The organism is Cohnella rhizoplanae (assembly GCF_948329515.1).
Taxonomy (GTDB): Bacteria; Bacillota; Bacilli; order Paenibacillales; family Paenibacillaceae; genus Cohnella; species Cohnella rhizoplanae.
In genome coordinates, this window is record NZ_CAOJCN010000009.1 from 105,157 (window position 1) to 126,538 (window position 21,382).

The following is a 21,382-nucleotide window of genomic DNA, read 5'->3' on the forward strand; positions in this document are numbered from 1 at the left end:
GCATAATCCCCCCTCCCTAACGCCATGATAATCCACGGTCCACAAATATACGTTCGGGAGGAACACCCTACATGAACAGCTTCAATCTTTCCAGCCAAATCAACCAATGCGAACACTTGATCCAGCAGCTTGTGAGCCAAACGCAGCAAGCGAGCCAAATGTACCAACAAATGCAGCAGCAAGAACAGCAAAACGCGGCGCGCCTCGAAGAGCTGGCGCAGCGCGAGCACAAGGCTGTGCAAATGATCCAACAAGCGCTGCACGGCCACCAAACGGCGATTCAGCAGCTCCAACAAGTCGGCCAAATCTGCCGCCAGCTGGAGCAAACGGTCAACATGCAGCTTTCGCAAAACGCGATTCAATCGCAGCAATCGAACTCGCAATTCGGCGGCGGATTCAATTCCTTCCCGCAGCAGCAACAGCACATCTCGCCGATGAACGGCATGAACAGAAACTTCCAATAAAGAACGGTCGCCATTTACGAAAAAGGCCGCCCGACGCCGGTGATTTCACCGGTCGACGGACGGCCTTTTTCGCAGTTACGCAGTGAGGTCAAATCAGGTTATACCCGCTCGAACCGCAGCCCGATCGCGTCCCGGTACAGCGCGGCCAGCTCGGCTTCGCTCTCCGGATGCTGCCTGTAGTGGTCGCCGAGCATCACCTTGTGATTCAGCTCGATGACGAGCGGGCCGTGCTGCGCGGTATCCAGGATGTCCACGGAGCAGAAGACCATGTCGAGCGCCGCCGCCGCCCGCACGGCGAGCGGCGACAGACGCTCGCGAACCGCAGGCGCCACCTCGACGGACCGCGCGCCCTCCGCGAGGTTGTGCTTCCAAGAGCCGGCGCGCCGCTTGCCCACCCAGACGCGCGCCTCTCCGGCGAGCACGACGATCCGGTACTCGAGCTCCGCCTCGAGATAGGGAGAGATTGCCGCATGCCGCTCGACCGCATAGATCGCGTCGAGCGCCTGCTGGAGCTCTTCCGGACTGCGCGCGCGATAGACGTGCCTGCCCTGCGCGCCGTCGTCGGGCTTCGCGACGGCATCGCCGCCGAAACGGCTCAGCGCGTCCATCGCGCGGGCCATCGCGGCGTCGGCGCCGCTGCCGAACCGGTAGCCGGGATGCGCGAGGAACGCATGCTCGACGCACGGCACGCCCGCGGCGCGGAGCGCGTCCGAGGCCGCGGACTTGCTGAGCGCCAGCGCCGACGCGGAGCTCGGATTAAGCCCGAGCTCCGCGTCGGTCATCAGGAAGCTCGCGCGCCCCTTGCGCGCGCGGTAGGTCAGATCCGGCGTGATCGTCTCGAACGAGACGCCGTCCGCCGCGGCCGCGCGCTGGATCAGCTTGAGGTAGGGGCGGGTCGTAATTGCCGTCTCCGCAGCTCTCGGCAGATCCCCCCGCTCGTTAGCGGCGACCCTGTCGCCCAGCACGCCGGCCGCCTCTCCTTTCAGGGCAGCCAACCATGGATGCCCTTCCGGGAACTGCGCCTCCAGCGCCTGCCGCAGCCATGTGCGCTCCACGCCGTTCATACGGGGCAGTAGCGCTTCAAAATCCCGCCGGTCTTTGTCGCGAATCGCCGCACTGCCGCCCTTGTACAACAGCTGAATCTCAGGCCTTAGATACGGAACCCCGTCCGCGCCGCGCAAGTACATTTCCGCCGCCGGCCTTCGGACGGAACGCTCCCTCCGGTATATCCATTCCCCATGGGCGACGTCGATTAACATCAGTTGAAACGCCCATGGCGAACCGGCGTCGCGGCGAACCCAAATGTCGGTCTCGGACGTCAGCACATCCCCAGGTCGCAGCCGGGTCAGCGCGCCCTTTTCAGCCAGATGTAACTCCCATTCTCCTGCCAACCGTTCGTATAGCATCGCTTGATCCTGCAACCGCAGCAGCACGTCGATATCGTCATGCGCCCGCGTCTGCTGACCGAGATGCAAATCCAACGCCCACCCTCCGGCGATCCCCCAGTCACCGGGCCAATCCGCGAAAATCCGATGCATCTCCTCAACGCCCAGCGGCGCCCACCAATATCCCTCTCCCGCCATCTGCCCTTCACCTGTCCGTTTTCATGATTCTTCTATTGTAACGAATGCCTTAGAGGATGCGAAGCTGAACCTGCGTATGACACGCAGCCACGAGCACCCCGCTCCACATTCAGCCAACTTTCAGTCGGGCTTAAATGGCGCTTAAGGTTGCAGGCGCATAATGAACCTTATCCTCCGGAGCATACCTAGCGATTCTAATAAATGGAGGAGCGTGCGCAAATGGCTCAGCAGAAGTGGATCAAATGGGTCGTCGGCCTGTCGGGAGTCGCCCTGTTCACTGGATTCGTCGGGCTGATCTCGGCCCAGGGAGAGACGCCGCCGGAGGCGCCCGCCGATACGACGACCGGTTCGTTCGCCCAAAACGACGACCAGGTCACGAATCAATGGCAAAGTCAGACGGACGCCGGTCAACCAGGGGGCTTCGGTAGACGTGGCGCTATCAGATCGGGCGATACGGGCAGCGACAGCGGAACGAGCGGTCAGAGCGAGACCGGCGGGCAAGGCAGCATGAGAACGCATGCATCATAATCGCGAGGAGGCGGCAGCCATGGCGTACGACAGCTTTCTGGCGATGAATACGACGATCGTCACGCAGGGCCTGCCCGAGCGGTGGAGCAAGCAGGCGAGAAGCTGGTTCGCGTTCGCCGAGGCGCAGCTGAGCCGTTTCCTGCCGGACAGCGAGCTGTCGCGGCTGAACCGCGCGGACGGCGGGACGTTCCTCGCGACGCCGCTGCTCTATCAAGCGCTCGAGGAAGCGGACCGCTATTATAGGGAGACGGGCGGACTCTTTAGCCCGTATCTGGGACGCGTGCTGGAACGGCTGGGATACGACGTCAGCTTCGAGCAGATGATGGAGCGGGCGGTAAATGGGGAGAGAGACCGGAGTGCTGCGGGCCGGAAAAGGAGTCGAGGTGCGGGTGGCGGTGCGGATGGCGATGTGGATGGCGGTGCAGGTGACAGTTCAGGGGCAGCTGTCGGCGATCCCAGGGTCCACGGCCTGAACGGCCACCCCGCGTACGCGGACGGCAGCCCCGCAGCCGAGTTCGATCCGCGAACTCGCGCGATCCGCCTCAATCCCGGGCTGTCGGTGGATCTGGGCGGCATCGCCAAGGGCTGGACGGCCCGGCATCTTGCGAAGTTGGCCCGGCAGGACGGCGTACGCACCGGAGCCGTCAGCGCGGGAGGCGACCTCGTTGTCTGGGGCTGCCCGACGGACGGTTGGCGGATCGGCATCGCGGATCCCTGGCGCCCCGAGCGGGACCTCGCTGCGCTGACGCTCCGCAAGGGAGCGGGCATCGCGACGAGCAGCGCGGTGAAGCGCGGCTGGACGAGCCGCGACGGCGTCGCCAGGCATCACATCGTCGATCCGCGCACGGGCATCCCCGCGCAGGCCGATCTGGCGCAGGCGACCGTGATCGCGCCGGACGCGGTCATGGCCGAAGCCTATGCCAAGTGCGTGCTCGTGCTCGGTTCCGATCAGGGTCCGGCCTGGCTCGAGCGCGCCAATCCCCGATGCGCGACGATCGGCGTCCGATACGACGGCTCTCTCGTCTACGGCGGAGAACTGGAACCGTACTTGATGGAGGAGCGTGTTTTGCATGAACGAATGGGCTGATTGGCTATCCGTATGGACGACGACCCGCGCGGCCGGCATTACCTGTTATCTGCTGCTGTTCGTCTCGACGGCCGCAGGCATACTAACCAGTCTGAAGCGATTCGGCCCCCGGCTTCGGGCGGCGGTGCTCATTACCCACCAATCGTGCGGCTGGTTCGGCTTCTTGTTCGCGGCGCTGCACGGCAGCGTGTTGCTGTTCGACCAATACGTCGTGTACACCCCGACCGAGCTTCTGATCCCTTTTACCGCTCGCTCGCATCCCGTGCTGACGGGACTCGGCACGCTGAGTTTTTATATAACGCTCGCCCTGCTCGCCTCGTCCGACATGATGAAGCGTCTTGGCAAAAAGACATGGCGCGCCATCCATTTCCTAGCGTTTCCGGGCTTCGCCATGGGGCTGGTCCACGGACTGTTGCTCGGCACCGATGCGCAGGAGACATGGATGATGTGGATGTACCTGGCCACCGCCGGCGCGATCGTCGCGCTCACCGCGTACAGGATCGCCACGCCCAGCCGGACCGACGCCTCAAAAGCGAGGGCTAACGCTGCGGCTTAAACGTCAAAAAGGCATGCTGCCGTTCCTCTTTATCGGCAGCACCCGGCTCGCATGAACGGCTCGGGCTGGCCGTCCCGTTTTGCTAATAATTGCAGCGCAACTGTCCGCCTATTGACCGCGTGTCGCATGTGCTGTCGTACGACAGTACATCGTTTACCATGGGGGTTGTCGGCTCGCATGTGCTGCCGTATGACAGTACATCGGTTACCCCGGGGCATGTCGGCTCGCATGTGCTGTCGTAAAACAGTACATCGGTTACCAAGGAGGTTGCCGGCTTGCATGTGCTGTCGTACGACAGTACATCGGTTGCTTGAGGGTTATCGCTCGTATGTTTGCGGGTGTCGAATCGCACCCGCTTGCTCGCAAAAAAAGGAATGTCCCGCTTCGGCCGCAGGCCGCGCAAGACATTCCTTTTTTCATTTTCCTATCCGCGGCTCCGCGATATTACGGACGACGCGTATCCGTCGGCTGCGTCTTCAGCGAGAACGGACGCGGCCCTTGGTGCTGCCTGGGCTGCTGCCCGGATGGCTGGCGTCCGCCGCCGGCAGGCGCCTGGCTTGAGCGGCCCTGCGCGGCAGCGCCGCCGCGCCCGGACGGCGCTTGGCTCCGGCTAGGGCTGCTGCCCGGACGGCTCTCGCCCCGCGTCGCGTCGGAACGTCCGCCGCGGCTCGCCTCCGTACGGACGCCGCCTGGCCCGCGGCCCGCGTCCTGCCCGCGACCCGCGCCGCCGGCATCCTGCCTGCCGCCCGCCGGACGGCCGCCGCCTTGGCGTCCGCGTCCGCCGCCGCGCTGCTGCTCGGCTTCGTCCTTGGGCTCGGCCGGCGCGGAGCCCATCGGATACGGATGCCCCTTGATCTCGGGAATCTTCTTGCCGATGAGCTTCTGGATATCCCGCAGGTACGGGAGCTCCTCTTCCTCGCAGAGCGAGATCGCGATGCCGCTCAAGCCTGCGCGGCCGGTACGGCCGATCCGGTGAACGTACGTCTCCGGCTCGTTGGGCAGATTGAAGTTGATGACATACGGCAGCTCGTCGATGTCGATGCCCCGCGCCGCGATATCGGTCGCGACCAGTATGCGGGTCGTGCCGTTCTTGAAGCCGGCGAGCGCGCTCTGCCGGGCGTTCTGCGACTTGTTGCCGTGGATGGCGGCAGACGAGATGCCGGACTTCGCCAGATGGCGGACGACGCGGTCGGCCCCGTGCTTGGTGCGGGTGAACACGAGAGCGGACGTGATCTTCTTGTCCAGCAGCAGATCGTGAAGCAGGTTCTGCTTGTTCGCCTTGTCCACCAGGTAGACGCACTGCTCGATCCGCTCGGCAGTGGAAGATACCGGCGTGACCTCGACCTTGGCGGGGTTGACGAGAATCGTCTGCACCATCTTGGTGATCTCCGTCGGCATCGTCGCCGAGAATAGCAGCGTCTGGCGCTTCTGCGGCACCTTGGCGATGATGCGCTTCACGTCGTGCACGAAGCCCATGTCGAGCATCCGGTCCGCCTCGTCGAGCACGAGGATCTGGACGTGGGACAGATCGATGAACCCCTGATTCATCAGATCGATGAGTCGTCCCGGCGTGGCGATGACGATATCCGTGCCGCGCGCGAGCGATTCCTCCTGGGGCTTCTGGGAGACGCCGCCGAAGATGACGAGGGCGCGCAGGTCGACATGCCGCCCGTAAGCGCGCACGTTGTCGTAGATCTGGATCGCCAGCTCGCGCGTCGGCGTCAGCACGAGACTGCGGATCGGCCGGCGCTTGCCCGGCGGCTTCTGCTGGTCGCTGAGCAGCTGGATCATCGGCAGCGAGAACGCAGCCGTCTTGCCGGTGCCCGTCTGCGCGCAGCCGAACAGGTCTCTGCCGGCGAGCACGACTGGAATGGCTTGCTCTTGGATCGGCGTCGGACTCGTATAGTTCTCTTCGCTCAGCGCTTTGAGGAGCGCCGGCTTAAGCTTAAGGTCGGTAAAGTTCATGTATTCTCCTTTATGTTAGAGCGTACTTGCGATGGCCATATCCAATCATTATACCCTATGGCGGACGCCGATTGAAAGGCGAAAGGCCGCTACAGGCGTAATAATTCGCAAAAAAAGGCAATTCTTGCGTAAGCGAACATTGCTTCTGCTACTATTAAAGGCAGGTACGATGCAAGCGTCGGAAGGAGATGCGAATATGGAAAACGAATGGCGGGATCCGGCAACCGGAAGATTCAAGGTCGTGACGCTCTGCGGGTCCACGCGCTTTAAAACCGAATTCGAGAGTCTCAATGCGGAGCTGACCCTTCAGGGTCATGTCGTGATCTCGGTCGGCGTCTTCGTCCACGCGGGCGGCGAAGCGATTACCGACGACCAGAAGAGACAACTGGACCGCATTCATTTGCAAAAAATCGACATGTGCGACGAGGTATTCGTCGTCAATCCCGGCGGGTACATCGGCTCGAGCACCGCCGGCGAGATCGCTTACGCGCGCCAGAGAGGCACCCCGATTCGCTATCTGGAGCCGCCTGCATCCGCCTGACCGCCGAATCGTCCGAAGGAGGAGTCAAGAATGAATTGGATCGTGAATGCGGAAACGCCCGAAGGTCTCTATCTCCGGCAAGCGGACCCCGTACTGGCCAAACTCATCGAGCGAATCGGAGAAATCCGGCTGACGGCGAGCGACAGTCCTTATGAATCGCTCATCGGCTCGATCGTCTCGCAGATGCTCTCCGCCAAAGTCGCGGCCGTGATCAGGCAGCGCCTGTCGACGCTGAACGGCGGACCGCTCACGCCGGCTGCGGCGCTAGCGCTGGACGACGACGCCATGCGGGGCGCCGGCCTGTCCTACGCCAAGATCCGCTCGATCAAGGACGTGTCCGCGCGCACGCTGTCCGGCGAACTGGACTACGAGGCGCTCTCCGTCATGCCCGAGCCGGAGGCGGTCGCACACCTCGCGAAGGCGAAGGGGATCGGCAGATGGACCGCCGAGATGTTCCTGATCTTCTCGCTGGGCAGACCGGACGTGCTCTCGTTAGGAGACGCGGGCCTGCAGCGCGCAGCCCAGTGGCTGTACAGCCTCGCGGATCCGAGCGAAGCGCCCGGCTGCCTGGAGCGGCACGCGGTCAAGTGGCGTCCGTACCGCAGCATCGCGTGTCTCTATTTGTGGAGAGCGATCGACGACGGTTACGTCGACGGCCGGACGAGGCTCTAACGCGGAGGATCGGGTAATGGAATAGAGCAGCGTTGACGGACAAGGAGGCTGCGGCCATGAAACCGTTCGATTACTCGCTCGACTACGCCAATCTCGATCTGCGCGCCCATCCCGAATGGTATGCGGTCGGCCGCGGCGAGCAAGGCGTGCTGCTCGTCGAACCGTACAAAAGCGAAATTTTGCCCCATTGGCGGTTCAAGACGCCGGAGATCGCCGCGGCCTCCGCGGAGCGGATCTACGCCATGTTCTTAGACTACAAGACCGATGACGACTTCGTCGGGATGGACATGGCCCGCAAGTTTCTGCAGATGGGCTTCACCCGGGCCCGCCGCTATGCCAACCACAGCAACGGCCGCAAATACGGGACCGAAGACCGGAACCCGCTGCCCGACCGGCCCGACGCGATTAAGGCGGAGTCTGCCGCCGTATTCAAACGCATGTGGGACAAGGCGCGGCAGGATCCCGATTATCTTGCGCTGAGACAGCGCCACCGCGAGCGGTACGAGTCTGCATCCGACTAACGCTCCGCCAGCGGATCGATGTCGGCACGCCAGTACGATTGCCCGCCCGGCCGGCCCGCTTCCAGGATTGTCGACCCGGAGGTAAACGTGGCACACCTTATCGCCCGTTCCGGTTCGCCCGCAGCCACCGTTCCGCAGCGTCCGCAGCTTGCCTGACCCCGAACAGCCTGCATTCGGCCTCGCCGATCCTGCCGGATGCGACATGCCCGCTCTTGTCGAAAGGAATCCCGATCCGAGCGAAGTCATCCGCGTCGTACGCAAAGTCTTCGAACCAGCGCCACTCCCGCACTCCGTTCATCAGGACCGCGGTACCCATGCGCTTCCTCGGCATGCCCGGCAGTCGTGTCTCGGCCAGATGCATGCACGTACACGAATCGTAGCCAGCCCCGATCAGCAGCACCTTCGCATCCAGCGCGTAAAGCCTGCCGAGCGGCGACGATTCTCCGAATTGCGGCGTGAGCGGATGTTCTCCTACGATATAGGCTGCCTGCCTGCCGTGCGCCGCGAACGACACCTGCGGATGTGCGGACCGCAGACTGCCAGGCCACGAACGGAACAGCTCCGCGATCCGCCCCATGCCTCTTGTAGGCGTCAGCGCGGGGTCGAATGCCGGCATCTCGCGATAGATCGTCTCTACCCACGACGCCGGCACGGCCGGATTCTGCCATTCGGAGGGGTCGCTCCAATCGCCGCTCTGCGCGGGCATGACGATCGTGCCCTCCGCGCCGACGGCGGAGAGCAGCGCTTGAATGACCGCTTGGGGGCCGCCGCACACCCACCCCATCCTCGATAGCGAGGAATGGACGAGCAGGATGTCGCCTTCGCGCACGCCCAGTTCTTGCATTTGAATCTGCATGGAAGAGACCGTATTCGGCCGCCTCGTCCGCTCGACAATATCTTTTTCACTCATGGCTTGCACCGCCTGTTCATTTAGAGATTGGGTTACCGTCCGGCGCCCGGACATGTTATATGTGTATATAGAACGACGCTCTATGCGATGGATGGAGGACAACGCCCGATGGGGATGGATGTGAGCACGCTGGTCAAGTACATATTGACTAAAAAAGGGGCATATAAGGACTATCCGTTCGGCGAAGCGCCGCTGGTGCTGAAGGTGGCCGGGAAAATGTTCGCGTTGATAGACGAGCGCGGCGACCCGCCGAGCGTCAGCCTGAAGTGCGATCCGGTGCTCGCCGAGAGCCTACGGCAGCAGTACGAAGCCGTCGTTCCCGGGTACCACCTGAACAAGACGCACTGGAACACCGTACGGCTCGACGGCACCGTGCCCGATGCGGATCTGAAGGCCATGGTCGGCCACTCTTACGATGCGGTGGTGAGCAAGCTGCGCAAGGCCGAGCGTGAAGCGCTCGGCATGCAGCTCGCACCATTTCGCGAGCAGGGCGATGCAGGGAGATAGGTTGGTTATATAGCGCGCTATCTGCGCCGGCCGGCGGTCCGCGGTGGTAGTTAAGCGCTTTTGGGCGCTATCTCCGCAGTCCCCCTTCATATGACAGCGGACCGCCTCCCGAATCGGGGACGGTCCGCCTTCGCCTATCGGCTCTCCACGAACAGATCGCGGTATCGCTCGTAGTCCGCCGCCTTGCAGCTCAGCACGAGTCGCGTCCCCTCTTCCTCGTACGCAGTCGACCGGACGTCGGCATGTTCGTTGAAATAAGCGACGAGCCGCCCTTGGTCGTACGGGATCAGCACCTCGCCCTCGACGTAATCGCCGAAGACGCGGTCCCGAATCATTTTCACGAGCTCCTCGATCCCCTGCCCGCCCGCTGCGGACAAATAAACGTCATCGCCGTCGACGCTGGGGTAAGCGCTATCCGGCAGGAGGTCCGCCTTGTTGTAGGCGTAGATGGCCGGTATCCCGTCCGCGCCGAGATCCTTAAGCGTCTCCCGGGTCACGGCGATATGCTGCGCATGCTCCGGATTGGCCGCATCGACGACATGGACGAGCAGGTCGGCCTCGGACACCTCCTCGAGCGTGGAGCGGAACGCCTTGACCAAGTGATGCGGCAGCTGGCTGACGAAGCCGACCGTGTCCGCTAGCAGGAACGACTTGCGGTCCGGCAGCGAGATACTGCGCACGGCGGTCTCCAGCGTGGCGAACAGCATATCCTTGGCGAGCACCCGCTTGCCCGACTCGGGCTCGTAAGCTGCCAGCACGGCGTTCATCAAGCTCGATTTGCCCGCATTGGTGTAGCCGACGAGCGCGACGACGGGAATCTGGTTTTTCTGGCGCTGCTTGCGCTGAACCTGACGACGCGCGACCAGCTTCTCCAGCTCCTGCTGCATGTGCGAGATCCGCTCTTCGATCCGCCGGCGGTCCAGCTCCAGCTTGGTCTCGCCGGCGCCGCGGTTCTTGAGGCCGGATCCGCCGCCTTGGCGTCCGAGCGATTCGCGCAGTCCCACGAGCCGCGGCAGCATGTACTGCAGCTTCGCCACCTCGACCTGCAGCTGCGCTTCCTTGGTCTGCGCCCGCTGTGCGAAGATGTCGAGAATCAGGATCGTGCGGTCGATGACCCGCCGCTCGAGCGCGGACTCCAGGTTGCGAATCTGCGAGGGCGACAGCTCGTCGTTGAAAATGACCGTCGAGGCGTCCAGCTCCGCGGCGATCGCCTTCAACTCTTCTACCTTGCCGCTGCCGATATAATGGGCGGAATTCACGCGTTCCGCCTTTTGCGTCAGCTTGCCGACCGTCACGATGCCGCATGCGTCGGCGAGGTTGCGCAGCTCTTCCATGCCGTATTCGAAACCGGGCGCATGGTTCAGGTGAACGCCGACGACGATCGCGCGCGCCAGGTTGTTCGGTTCGATATCTACTCGTTCCATATTCTCATCATCCTCTCGTGATCGAAAAAAACAAAAAACACAGGCATCGTTCCGCCTGCGTTCAGGGTGATCAGATCGAGGAAGCGCGATACGCCCGACGAGGCGAAATCGCGCGTCAAAATCGTGTCTATCCAAAGGCCGGCCGCCGGCGGACGAAAATCATCCGCGAACAAGCGAACCGGCGCAGCTCCCGCACGGGTTGCCTTCGAATGTAGACAGACTTCATCTGAGTCCCCTGCCGACAGGCAGAGCTTGGGCGCTAATCATTAGCCGACCAAAGTGCGAACTCGGATGTAATCTATCACACGGCAACCCTCCGTTCCGTAAAAGTAACTCGATTCTAACACACGGCGACGCGAAATGGCAAACCCTGTTAGGCGTTTATGATGTCCTTCTTAAGGCGTAATGTGGATCACATTGCTGAAAATTTCGTTGCCGGCTGCGTCTATCGCCCGCACTTTGAAATTATAACGGGTGCCGGTCGTCAGTGCAGGCGACGTATATTGGGTTGCGGACGACGCCGTCAAAACGACGGTGGAAGGTTCAGCCGTGCCCGTCGACCTCAACACCTCATATTGCGGCGCCGCGGAATTGTCGTTATCCGCGGATTTGGTCCACATGAGCTTAAACACGTTGTCCGACTTTGAATACGACAAATTAGGCTGCGCAGGCGGCCTTGAATCCATCGGCTTGAGCGCAGTGCCGCCGATGCCTGTCGGCGTGGCCGTCTGGGTGGATATGGCGATTTTGTCCACATCCAATCCGCTTCTGCTTGGCAGCAAGCGCACCGTGTGCGTGCCAGCCGGGATCGAGAAGAACGATCCTGTGCGAAGCCAGCTCCATGCCGTGGACGTCAAAGCGATCGTCTGCTCCGTGGCGGCGTTATTATCGATCCGTAAGGTCATATGGTTCGGCAGCGCGCTGCCGCCTTTGCCCAGAAGGCTAATGTAATAATTGCCGGCTGTCGCCACGTTTAGCTTAAATTCCAAATAATCTTGATCGTTCGGATTGTCGTCGGCCGAGCGAACGTATATACCTTCAGATGGCGTCGAATCGCTCCTCAAACCCCATTGCCCGCTCAATGCACGATATTTTTCGGCTTCGATATAGGCGGTATTGGCGCTGTTGATGAGATACTCCCCGCTCGTGGCCCAGACATCGATCGAGCTGTCTTTTTGCGTCCAGACTCCGCCTGCGAATGTCGTCCGTGCGGACGATCGATTCCCGGCAGCGTCCTTGGCGACGACCGTAAACCGGTAGAGCCGGTCCGGTTCTATTGCAAGCTGCGAGGTTGGATAAAGGATCCAACTCGTCCCCGTAACCCCTGGAAACACAAGCGCGTCTCTTTCATAAATGTCGTACCCCGTGACGCCTACGTTATCGGTAGACGCGTCCCATTTAAGTTCGACGAACTTCCCGCCCGCATTGGCCCGAACGTTGCCCGGCACGGTCGGTCGCACCGTATCGACGGGCGTTGCCTTGACCTCCGCGCTGAAGTTCGAGGCCAGGTTTTTCAGGTCGACCGCTTTAACCTTGAACGTGTATTCGACCCCTGACGACAAGCCCGTCACCTCCATAGAGGTGTCCGTAGGGGTACCGACCGACACGCCGTCGCGGAACACTTCATAGTGATCGATGCCCACGTTATCCGAGGATTTCGACCACTCGAGCGTCACCGAATCCTTCGTTACGGACTTCACCTGGACACCGCCTGGCGGAGTCGGCGCCGCAATGTCCGAGGCCATGCCGTAATTGGTAATCGTATATTCGCCCGGCGCGCCTTCAAATTCGATGAACCCGCCCTCCTTCGTCGAACGAACCAGAAAACCCGTTTCGCCGGTCCGCTTCACTTGCCAAAAGCCTGCCGCCATGTCGGTAATCAGAAACTTCAAGGTGCCGTAGGAAGCGTTCGTCACGGTAAATTTCAACGTATCCGAGTTTCGTTCCCCGCTATAGGCGAAGTAGACGACCCGATCCCTAATCATGACGCCGTCATGCCGCTTCGTATTCACCGGCGTCCGCGTTTCCACGTAGACGGGCGATTCGGGGGTCGTCCCGGTATCCATCACCTGCATCACGTTTAATAACCGATCCGTCTCGGCTTCTGCCTTGGGGGATACTTCCACACGGTAAGTGCCGCCTTCAACGGTGTTGGGGTCGTATTTGTCAGACATTGGATAATTCGCTCCATCGACGAAATATTCGTTGCCGACTCCGCCCACGGACGTGACGTCCACGGATGCCGCAGCCGGGAGGAGCGTGTCGTTGACGAGCTTGCCGTCGTAGTCGCCCTCTTCCCGTTTGATCACGGTGCGATTCCCGTTCACGGCGGGGGTCTCCTCGCTGTGGAGGAGCCATTTCTTCTGATAGGAGGAAGATGCGGCCGTAATTTTGTCATAGGTGATCAGTGCAGCCGGAATCGTCGAATTTTTCAAGTTAAGAAAAACGAACGATCGTTTCACTTCCGATACTTTGTCCGAGTAGGCATCCGCGATGTCGCCTTTTAAATAACTGAAGTCTGGCGCATCGAGGGGCCCCCCGTTGCCGTCGGCCTGAATGCCATAGGAAAGCACCTCGCCGGTCCGGTATCCCTTGGCCGGGTCCTTCAAATCGGTCAAATTATGAGGCTGGAAGCCGTCATTGGCGATCCGCTGGCCCCCGTCGTTCGACCGGGTCGTGCCGCGATACGCAAACGCCTCCGCCGGATCCTCGATCAACAGCGTGTTCGCTGAAATGGAGCGCTTGTGATAATTCAAATCGTGATCGCTTCCATAGCCTACTAATTTTCCGTTCGCGTCCAAGCCTTCATATACGCCCGACTTGATCGCCAATGCGCCTTTATAATACAGCTGGAAGCTGCCCGCGTCCCAGTGCGCATGGTCGTTTACACTCCACTCCTGGATTTTCATCTCCGCAACGACATCCGGCGCAGCGTTTGGCGACGTGCAATTCGGCGTATTGCCGAGATAAGTACACCACCCCGTCCTGGCGATCATCGATCCGATCGGGCTGCCGAAATACCGCGTCAACGAAAGATCGGTCATTTCCGATACAGGCTTGGGCGCTAGCGTCAAATCCCGCAGCAGCAGAGCGAACAACGCAGAGTTGAAGCTATCGTTAGGGTTAATGCTTGGCCTGATATGGTTCGCTTCCGTCAGAATTAATCCATTCTGGTACAGGTATTCGGGATAAGCAGTATCGCCTATATTGTCCCAATACTCTCCGGGATCCGCGTAGGTGGAAATATAATTGTCGCCGCTCCGCAGAAGTTGACCGTCAGGCCTTCTCTCGTACAGCCAGCGATAGGGGACGTCCTTCATGCTCTCATTCCGGTACGGGTCGTCCAGTCCCATCTTCCCATACAGCCAAGAGGGCCACAAATCAAACATGTACTTGCCGGGACCGTAAGCGACGCCGTTGTACGGCATCCCCGACTTGTACAAGAAATCGCGCGCGGGGAAAACGTGTTCATATAGAAAATCGGAAACGATGTTATACATCTCCGGCTTCTCGTCATAGATCGCGATGCCGGCGGCGAGCAGATCAAGCAGCCACACCTCGGAGCTTCCCGGGCTGGTGACGGCGCTCTGCTTGAAGGTCGGATATCCGATCTCGGTAAACTGCGAGGCCATTCGTTCGATCCGTTCGATGAAGAAGCGTTTGTCCTCGTCCGTCAGCAAAGCGTAGCACCAATCGTAAACGAACGCGGCGGTCAACAAGTTTCTGCCGATCACGTGGTGATTCCCCCCTGCGGCCGGCAGTACGAGCGATCCGAGGTATTGTTTCGCTCCCGCTACAGCGGCTTGACCCGAAGCCTGATTGGCGACGGGATCCATCAAATACTTGAATGCAAGCGCATCCAACTTTTCCCTTGCCTGCCGGCTTTCGTTCGTCGTGGGCGAGTTTTCATTGACGTACTGTAGATTCGGCAGCTGGAAGGACACCGGGGAGTTGGCATCCGCTTGGAGCGCATCCGCCGCCTGCTTGGCCCAGCCGGTCGTTTCATCCCACTTATCCGCCAATTTTATTCTGTCGCTTGCCGTTGCGAATACCCGCGGATGACTCTCGATCGGTTCCGGGATCGCCGCCGCAGAGGCGGTATTCGAACGACTCGCCAAGGGAAATAACAGGAGCCAGCCTAAAACCAATACGAATACAGGGACCGCGATGAATTTTCCGCGCAAGAAGTTCATTTCGGAATCACTCCTTCTCATATTTGGTTCTCCGTCAGCCAAAAAACGCAACAAGGCCGGACTTCTTGTGCCGCGGCCTTGTTGGGTCAACGTATTCGGTTAAATCAATCCCGCGCTACGGGACGAAGCGTCATTGCACGGTGACCGTGATTTCCTGGCTCTCGGTCATGCCGGCTGCGTTGATCAATTCGGCTTTGTAGCGGTAAGCGCCTGCGGCCTTGCCCGAGATCGGCGTGACGGCCGATTGGGCCGAAGGTGTATTCGCGGTCAGCTGCTTCGTATCGATCAGCGCATCGTTCTCGTACAGCTTGTAGGTCGTCCCGTTGACGCCCCACCACAGATTCATCGTCACCATATATTCGCCGTTCTTATCCCAGTTGTCATGGGACAGCACCGGGATGCCGGGATTCGCGTCCTTCACGGTGACCGTCACGGGCGCGCAGGCGGTGGCGCCTCGCCCGTTGCGAAGCTCGCACGTATATACGTACGTGCCGTTCGGCTTGCCCGACACGTTCGTCACCGCGCTCTGCGCCCCCGGCGATCCGTCCGTCAGCCGCTTCGCGTCGATGGCCGCGCCGTTCTCGTACAGCGTGTAGCTCGTGCCGTTCTGGCCGTACCACAGGTTCATCGTGATCTTGTAATGGCCTTCGTGCAGCCCGCTGGCGTATCCGCTGTTGCTGGACAGCATGCCTTTTCCGGGTACCGCGGCTGCCTTCGGCACGAGCGTTTCTTGGGCGGCTTGCAAGCTAGCTGCGGCCGTGTCCACCTGCGCTTGCGTCGCATTCGCATCGTCGTTCGCCGCGATCGCTTGCGTCAATGCCGCGTGCAGAGTCGTCCAAGATGCCGCGGTATAATCTTCCTCGAACAGAGACTGAGCGGCAGAGATGCCGGCCGCAAGCGCGGCTTTGCCGGCGACCTGCACCAACGCGTGAATGGCCGACGTTAAAGCGGCTGCGGCCCCGTCGACTTCCGATTGGCTCGCACCTGGATTCTGACTAATCGAATTCGCCATCTCCAGCGCGCTTTGCAGCGCAGTCCACGTATCCGGCGTGTAAAGCTGTTCGTCCTTCGACTCGGCTTCCGCGATCGCGGCGAGCAGTTCGCCCTTGCCCGCCGGCGCCACTGCGAGCGTGATCGTCGGAAGCGCCGTCAGCGCGTTTACGTTGGAGGCCGATGTTCCATACTGCGCGCTGCCGACGCCGATCTTGCCCGTCCCCGGCGATTTGGCCCGGAAGGACACGCGGTAAAGCTCGCTCGATCCGCTTATCGGCGACGCGCTCGCAGAAGCGATGCTTACGAGTCCGTTCGCCTCGTCGTTCGAGACATCGCCGAGCTCGAGACCTTCGATCGCGCTCTCGGCGGACACATACTCGAACCGGTCGGCGTCATATTTCAAGACGGCTGTCCGGTAGACGGCGTCCGTGACGCTGGTCATCCCGACGATTACCGGGAACTGCTCGCCCGCGCTCAGATTCCGCTTGGCCGAGATTTGAACGCTCGGAGCCGGTTCCGTTTGATAAGCCGTCAAATAGTCCAACGTGTATTTCCCCGTATAGGAGGCGGCTCTGAACTGGAAATGATCGAGCTGCGCGACGTTGGCCGTGCCTGCCATAAAGGGGACGTCTTCCACGCGGTAAATGCCCGCAGTCCGATCCAACGTCCCCTTGCTGTCCGGAATGCCCGCGTACGTCTTCAGCCCGTCAGCCTGCACGGTCAGGTCGAAAGTCTTGGCGGCCAAATCGACGTCGAAGCGGATGGTCATCCATTGGCCGGCTGGCTGCTGGTAGGTGCCGTACGGCGTAATGCGGACAAACGTATTCGCCCCGTTTACCGCCGTCTGATAGCCGATGCCGCCGTCGGAGAAGCCGACGAACTTGCCGAAAATCGTGCCGTTGCCGAACAGAACCGCTTCGTAATTGCCCACGCTGTGGTTCAGTTTGTCGAACGACAGCTTCGTCTCCAACGTCGCTTTCCCCGTGAGCGGCGTAAATTTGCGAAGCATGCTCGGCGTGACCGCCGAAGGATTCGAATTGTCGTGGTACGTATCTACCGCCTGCAAGCCTTGGCCGCCGAAATCCGCAAGCGGCGCGATGACCACGGACGTTCCGTTGTTTTTCGTAAACGTCCAGCCGTTGCCGTTAATCGCTTCTCCCGTCTGCCAATCGTCGAACGAATCGTAGAACGCGGCGCCCGTCAAGGGCAGCGTCACGGTCACCTCGGGTCCGTCGACGGATCGGTTGCCATGCTCATCCACGGCCTCCACCTTGAAGTCGTAAGTCCCGCCCGGCTGTAATCCCGTCACGTCGTAGGTGACGCCCGCAACCGACACGTCCGTCAGGACGGGCGAGCCGTCCTTGCTCGCGCGCAGCACATAAGAGGTTACCGGCCCGATGTCGGTCGCTTGGGTCCAAGCGAGCCGAACCGCATTCGGGAAAATCAGGATCGGACTGATCGACGGGGCGTCTCCCCATGTCGGAGCGACGGTATCTATGATCGTGACCGCAAGCTCGTTCGACGCCTTGGACAGATTGTCGCTCGTATCGACCGCCCTGACGGTGAATGCATAGGCACTCCCCATGGACAGCCCCTCGATCTTCGCGGTAAGAGTGCCTGCCGGAACGACCGCTTTCCGGACGCCGTTCGCGAATACGTGGTACGCCTTCACCGCTACGTTATCCGTCGAAGCATCCCAGCTTAAGTCCACCGAATCCGACGTCTGGGACACCAGATGCAAATTGCCCGGCGCCGTCGGGATGATCTCGTCGTCCTTGACTTCGACGAGCGCGATCCAATCCAGATTCATCCCGCCGCGTTGATGCCACATCGTCAGGTCCACCGGACCGGCCGGCAGCGACTGATCCAACTTTACGCGAAGGCCTCTCCATTGTTTAGGATCGGAGAAGTCGTTAATCGTTTTCGGCGCTTTGAAGTAGTTCATCTTGTCGCCGAGCTTGACGAAGCGGATCGAGGTCGATTCCTCCACCGGTTCGCTCGGCAGATCCCATCCCGCCAAGTACTTGACGACCAGATCGTACTTACCGGCCTTAGGAACGTTGAAGCGCCATTGGATCGATTGGCCGATCTGGTTCCACTCGGACACGCCCGTTCCTCCGGACAGGAACGGACGGGTCGTGTACCGGGTCGGCGCCTTGCCGCCGTATCCCGTGAACGACTCGGCTTCCTGCCAAAGCATGTTCGTGACCGCTCTCGTCGCTTCCGGGTCGACCCAGGTTTCCGCAACCGCGGGATCGCCCGCCCCGACGGACTTCAGCTTCAGGACGCCGGTATCTCCCTTCACGAGGACGGCCGCATTCGCATCCAGCAGCACGCTCCGAGAACGCCCGAATTTCTCGAAGGTGAACCCGGCGGGCGCCTCCAGCACTTCATAGAAGCCGGCTGCGTTCGACAAGTTGCCCCAGGATACCTTAACCCCGTCGATGTCGCTGTAAGACTGAAGGGCAACGTCAGCGCTCGCGCCGTCGATCTCCACCTGCATCGTCGAGGGAGGCAGAGCGCCCGGCATCGGCGCGTCGTTCAGCTTGAAGGCCTTCTCGCCCTTCTCGACGTTCAGCGTCAGAACGTCGTCCGTAAGCGTCCAGTGGACGCCGCGCGTATCCATCGCCGACTGCACGGAACCGCCGGCGGGGATCGGCTCGCCGCTCGCTTCGTCACGGAGCTCGGTGACGCCTGGCGCGCGAATCGCGATTTGGGCGTCTGCCTGCGGGGAGACGGAGAGCCGGTCGTCGCCGGATACGATCGTCGCCTGCTGGCTGCTCTCGATCAGCGCGACGCCGTTTTTTACGACCCGCTTGCCGTCAACGAGCAGTACCGTGCCGTCTTTGACCGCGAGCGCGGCGCCGTCGAATTGGAATCCGTCGTCGCCCGTGTCGACGAGTCCGCCGGACGTCATCCGGACATAGACGGTCGATCCGTCTTTGAATGCCAGCTTCGTGAAGTCCCCATGGTCGGTCGCGACGGCGCCATTCGGCTCGCTGCCGTGCTTAAAAGGCTCCAGCGTCGATACCATCTTGACGGCCCCGGTCTTCGGCGTCACGAACGCCGCATGAACCTGCTCTTCGGAGGCGTAGCTCCCCGTCGGTTTGACCTCTTTGCCGTTAACGCCGATAAACTTCGTATCGATCGTCGATTGCAGCTGTCCCGGCGCGTAGAACCGGAGCTTCAGCGCGGCTTCGCCTTTGTAGATCGTCGCGCCGGCTCCGTCCGTGTCCAGCTCCATCTGATCCTCTGCGTGCATGCGCCACTCGAAGTTCGAACCGCCCGGAATCGTCGTCGCGAGGTCGTCGATCACGACGAACATGTCGGGCCGCAAGTAAATGACGTGCCTTAGCGCCTTGCTAAGCGCGCCGCCGTAGGCAGCCGACGCATCCCCGCTGGTCGCGTCGAAGTCGGGGCTGGTGACGAAGCCGAGGATTCGGCCGTCCGCGTCGATGTTGTTGATTGGCTGGCCCTTGCCGCCGTCGATCGTAATGGCATTGGTCGCCAGCGTTTGCCTGGTGAAATCCCGATGGTGTTCGCTGTTGTAAAAATCGTAAAATCCGGTCTCTACGGCCAGCGATTCCCCGTATGCCTGGATGATGAAGCCGTTCTGATCCGCATGGTTGTGGTTATAGCTTCCGTACGGACTCGAGCGGAAATAGAACGAAACGCGGTCGGGATCGTACAGCTCGGAGTGCATGGCGACGAGTCCCGTCGTCGGAAACCACTTCGCCTTCGGCAGATCCACGGGCGGACGAACGGGAAGATCGGCGTCCCCGTAGTAATAATCGGACAAGCCCATTGCAGGTATCGCGCCGATCGCCTGCGCGCCCCATTTCAACCGGGGATCGCCGTACATTTGGGCTAACCGGTTCAAGATGGACACGCTGGTTCCTCCGGGCACGTATTGGTTGTCGTCTCCGAAAACGCCTTTTCTCGAGTTATGCGGAAACGCATAAAGCGGGTACAGGCCCTCATTTCGCGAAAATGCCTTGTCGTATAAATTGAATCCGCTCGAGGTCAACAAGATGTCCATGAATTCCTTGTTCGCCGCGGAAGACCACTGCCAGTAGCCCGTGCCTTGGGACCAGGATCCGTCTTCTCCGCCCCAGGGCGGCAGTAGGTTGATATAGGAAGGGACGACTTGCCGATACCAGTCCGACGCTTCGGGCACGTCGTGAAGCAGAGCCGTCGCGATGACGCCCACGAAGCCGAAGTTGGTCCAGCCGTGCGAATCGTACGGATATTGCTGCATGGGCTGATCGACCACAAGGTCGTGCATCATCCGCTCGGTCCGGTAGCTGATCATCTCCTGAACCTGTTCCCTCTCCTCCGGGGACAGCCGGTCATAGATCCAGTCGTACACGTAAGCGGAGCGATACGAGATGGCGCGGTCCACTTGATCGTTGATCGAGTACTTCGTCGCCCCGTCCGGATCCCAGGAAGCGAGGTTCAGCAATTGCCGCTTGGCATCGTCTCCGATGGCCGTATCTCCGGTAATCAGGTACACGAACGCGGCGTCCATGATCCTTGAGATTGCCGGATCGACATAGCGTTTAAGCACTCTGATCGCGTCGACGTATTCGGGCGCGTTCTTGTTGTAGTCGTCGGGGTAGGGAAAGGTCGGTTCAGTGAGCAGCGGCGCGTTCTTGGATTGATTGTACGCATCCAACGTAGCGTCGAATACAGCCTTTCCGCTCGTCTGCGCAAGCGCCCTGAACGCCGCTAAATCCTCGGGCCGCGTCAAGATCCGGGGATGCTGCTGCGTGACGTTCCCGATCAGCGTGTCGATCTCGGGAACTTCGAACGGAACGGCATCCTCGGCGATCCGGAACTTCCGGACCGTGCTCCAGCCCGACCAGCCCGTACTCGGTTTGTGGTACTTGACGCGCCAATACCAGGTACCGGTCTCGAACGCGTCGGGAAAGTTGTACAGGTTCGAGGTCAGCGACTGTTGCTGGTGAACGACCTCGGACATGTCCGCCTTGCGGCTTACTTCCAAGGCGTACTGATCGGCGCCGGGAACGTACGGCCATCCGAAATCGGGCGGATTTTGCGTGGTTACAAGCGCTTCCTCCGGTTTGAACTGCACGTTCGTGCCGGTCCTGACCGATGCCGGCCAATCTGCGTCGCTCGCGTGAGCGGCTGGAATAAGGGTAGAGGGCAATAATGGAATCGAACCGAACAAAAGCGTGAAGACCAACGCAACGGTTAACTTCCCTTTGAATTTTCTCAAGACCATGAGGGCGCCTCCGGATCATTGTCGTTCTGGTGAAATCGCAGACTATTTGGCACCGCTTTCATTTCACGGAAAAATCGATGTCGTACACATCTATCGTTGAATATGGATATGATAAAACCCAGATACCAACCAGTTAAAGCCTTATTACGTCACTTCTCTCCTTTGTCACCGCAGCCACTTTCGATTATAATAA

The 21,382-nt window shown here is 60.8% G+C and carries 14 protein-coding genes; 8 read left to right on the forward strand and 6 right to left on the reverse strand.

Annotated features, from left to right (window positions below; all coding sequences use genetic code 11):
• Nucleotides 1–71: 71 nt before the first annotated feature.
• Nucleotides 72–464: an AMP-dependent synthetase and ligase gene (locus tag PQG80_RS15180; protein ID WP_271752232.1), complete on the forward strand. Its 393-nt coding sequence runs from the start codon at nt 72–74 to the stop codon at nt 462–464.
• A gap of 98 nt (nt 465–562) precedes the next feature.
• Here the strand turns inward: PQG80_RS15180 and PQG80_RS15185 are convergent, their stop codons facing one another.
• Nucleotides 563–2,047 (reverse strand): ATP-grasp domain-containing protein, encoded by a 1,485-nt coding sequence (locus PQG80_RS15185; protein WP_271752233.1) that lies wholly within the window; start codon nt 2,045–2,047, stop codon nt 563–565.
• A gap of 219 nt (nt 2,048–2,266) precedes the next feature.
• Between PQG80_RS15185 and PQG80_RS15190 the strand changes: the two genes are divergently transcribed.
• The 3 genes from PQG80_RS15190 to PQG80_RS15200 are packed head-to-tail and all read left to right on the forward strand — an operon-like array spanning nt 2,267 to nt 4,218.
• A complete protein-coding gene (locus PQG80_RS15190; RefSeq protein WP_271752234.1) occupies nt 2,267–2,575 on the forward strand; it encodes a hypothetical protein in 309 nt (102 codons plus the stop codon).
• A 19-nt stretch (nt 2,576–2,594) separates the two neighbouring features.
• Nucleotides 2,595–3,662, forward strand: coding sequence for an FAD:protein FMN transferase (locus PQG80_RS15195; RefSeq protein ID WP_271752235.1), 1,068 nt, complete (start codon nt 2,595–2,597; stop codon nt 3,660–3,662).
• Nucleotides 3,646–4,218 (forward strand): DUF8596 domain-containing protein, encoded by a 573-nt coding sequence (locus PQG80_RS15200; protein WP_271752236.1) that lies wholly within the window; start codon nt 3,646–3,648, stop codon nt 4,216–4,218. Before PQG80_RS15195 ends, PQG80_RS15200 begins: the two co-directional genes overlap by 17 nt.
• Before the next feature lie 444 nt (nt 4,219–4,662).
• On the opposite strand, the gene PQG80_RS15205 is transcribed toward PQG80_RS15200, so the two are convergent.
• Nucleotides 4,663–6,183: a DEAD/DEAH box helicase gene (locus PQG80_RS15205; RefSeq protein ID WP_271752237.1), complete on the reverse strand. Its 1,521-nt coding sequence runs from the start codon at nt 6,181–6,183 to the stop codon at nt 4,663–4,665.
• A 196-nt stretch (nt 6,184–6,379) separates the two neighbouring features.
• On the opposite strand from PQG80_RS15205, the gene PQG80_RS15210 reads away from it, so the two are divergent.
• Genes PQG80_RS15210 through PQG80_RS15220 form a run of 3 tightly spaced genes read left to right on the forward strand, consistent with a single transcriptional unit; the run spans nt 6,380 to nt 7,917 of the window.
• Nucleotides 6,380–6,724, forward strand: a complete 345-nt coding sequence (locus tag PQG80_RS15210; RefSeq protein WP_271752238.1) for a hypothetical protein — start codon at nt 6,380–6,382, stop codon at nt 6,722–6,724.
• Between the two features lie 30 nt (nt 6,725–6,754).
• Entirely contained in the window at nt 6,755–7,396 is a 642-nt protein-coding gene (locus tag PQG80_RS15215; RefSeq protein ID WP_271752239.1) for a DNA-3-methyladenine glycosylase family protein, read from the forward strand.
• A 56-nt stretch (nt 7,397–7,452) separates the two neighbouring features.
• Nucleotides 7,453–7,917 (forward strand): DUF4385 domain-containing protein, encoded by a 465-nt coding sequence (locus PQG80_RS15220; protein ID WP_271752240.1) that lies wholly within the window; start codon nt 7,453–7,455, stop codon nt 7,915–7,917.
• Between the two features lie 97 nt (nt 7,918–8,014).
• Here PQG80_RS15220 and PQG80_RS15225 read toward each other — a convergent pair whose 3' ends face one another.
• Nucleotides 8,015–8,827, reverse strand: coding sequence for an AAC(3) family N-acetyltransferase (locus PQG80_RS15225; RefSeq protein WP_271752242.1), 813 nt, complete (start codon nt 8,825–8,827; stop codon nt 8,015–8,017).
• A 108-nt stretch (nt 8,828–8,935) separates the two neighbouring features.
• Here PQG80_RS15225 and PQG80_RS15230 point away from each other — a divergent pair, with 108 nt between their 5' ends.
• Entirely contained in the window at nt 8,936–9,334 is a 399-nt protein-coding gene (locus PQG80_RS15230) for an MmcQ/YjbR family DNA-binding protein (protein ID WP_271752243.1), read from the forward strand.
• A gap of 134 nt (nt 9,335–9,468) precedes the next feature.
• Here PQG80_RS15230 and hflX read toward each other — a convergent pair whose 3' ends face one another.
• The 3 genes from hflX to PQG80_RS15245 form a co-directional block, all read right to left on the reverse strand.
• Complete coding sequence (hflX, locus tag PQG80_RS15235; protein ID WP_271752244.1) at nt 9,469–10,758, reverse strand: GTPase HflX; 1,290 nt, start codon at nt 10,756–10,758, stop codon at nt 9,469–9,471.
• 395 nt (nt 10,759–11,153) lie between these two features.
• Nucleotides 11,154–14,951 carry a fibronectin type III domain-containing protein gene (locus PQG80_RS15240; RefSeq protein WP_271752245.1) on the reverse strand — a complete coding sequence of 1,266 codons (3,798 nt, stop codon included), beginning with the start codon at nt 14,949–14,951 and terminating at the stop codon, nt 11,154–11,156.
• A 130-nt stretch (nt 14,952–15,081) separates the two neighbouring features.
• Nucleotides 15,082–21,189: a DUF4962 domain-containing protein gene (locus tag PQG80_RS15245; protein ID WP_271752246.1), complete on the reverse strand. Its 6,108-nt coding sequence runs from the start codon at nt 21,187–21,189 to the stop codon at nt 15,082–15,084.
• Nucleotides 21,190–21,382 lie beyond the last annotated feature (193 nt).

What these genes read in the sequence shown, in the direction of transcription:
- PQG80_RS15180 (WP_271752232.1), top strand. Translation starts at nt 72, where the DNA reads ATGAACAGCTTCAATCTTTCCAGCCAAATCAACCAATGCGAACACTTG.
- PQG80_RS15185 (WP_271752233.1), bottom strand. Translation starts at nt 2,047, where the DNA reads ATGGCGGGAGAGGGATATTGGTGGGCGCCGCTGGGCGTTGAGGAGATG.
- PQG80_RS15190 (WP_271752234.1), top strand. Translation starts at nt 2,267, where the DNA reads ATGGCTCAGCAGAAGTGGATCAAATGGGTCGTCGGCCTGTCGGGAGTC.
- PQG80_RS15195 (WP_271752235.1), top strand. Translation starts at nt 2,595, where the DNA reads ATGGCGTACGACAGCTTTCTGGCGATGAATACGACGATCGTCACGCAG.
- PQG80_RS15200 (WP_271752236.1), top strand. Translation starts at nt 3,646, where the DNA reads ATGAACGAATGGGCTGATTGGCTATCCGTATGGACGACGACCCGCGCG.
- PQG80_RS15205 (WP_271752237.1), bottom strand. Translation starts at nt 6,183, where the DNA reads ATGAACTTTACCGACCTTAAGCTTAAGCCGGCGCTCCTCAAAGCGCTG.
- PQG80_RS15210 (WP_271752238.1), top strand. Translation starts at nt 6,380, where the DNA reads ATGGAAAACGAATGGCGGGATCCGGCAACCGGAAGATTCAAGGTCGTG.
- PQG80_RS15215 (WP_271752239.1), top strand. Translation starts at nt 6,755, where the DNA reads ATGAATTGGATCGTGAATGCGGAAACGCCCGAAGGTCTCTATCTCCGG.
- PQG80_RS15220 (WP_271752240.1), top strand. Translation starts at nt 7,453, where the DNA reads ATGAAACCGTTCGATTACTCGCTCGACTACGCCAATCTCGATCTGCGC.
- PQG80_RS15225 (WP_271752242.1), bottom strand. Translation starts at nt 8,827, where the DNA reads ATGAGTGAAAAAGATATTGTCGAGCGGACGAGGCGGCCGAATACGGTC.
- PQG80_RS15230 (WP_271752243.1), top strand. Translation starts at nt 8,936, where the DNA reads ATGGGGATGGATGTGAGCACGCTGGTCAAGTACATATTGACTAAAAAA.
- hflX (WP_271752244.1), bottom strand. Translation starts at nt 10,758, where the DNA reads ATGGAACGAGTAGATATCGAACCGAACAACCTGGCGCGCGCGATCGTC.
- PQG80_RS15240 (WP_271752245.1), bottom strand. Translation starts at nt 14,951, where the DNA reads ATGAACTTCTTGCGCGGAAAATTCATCGCGGTCCCTGTATTCGTATTG.
- PQG80_RS15245 (WP_271752246.1), bottom strand. Translation starts at nt 21,189, where the DNA reads ATGGTCTTGAGAAAATTCAAAGGGAAGTTAACCGTTGCGTTGGTCTTC.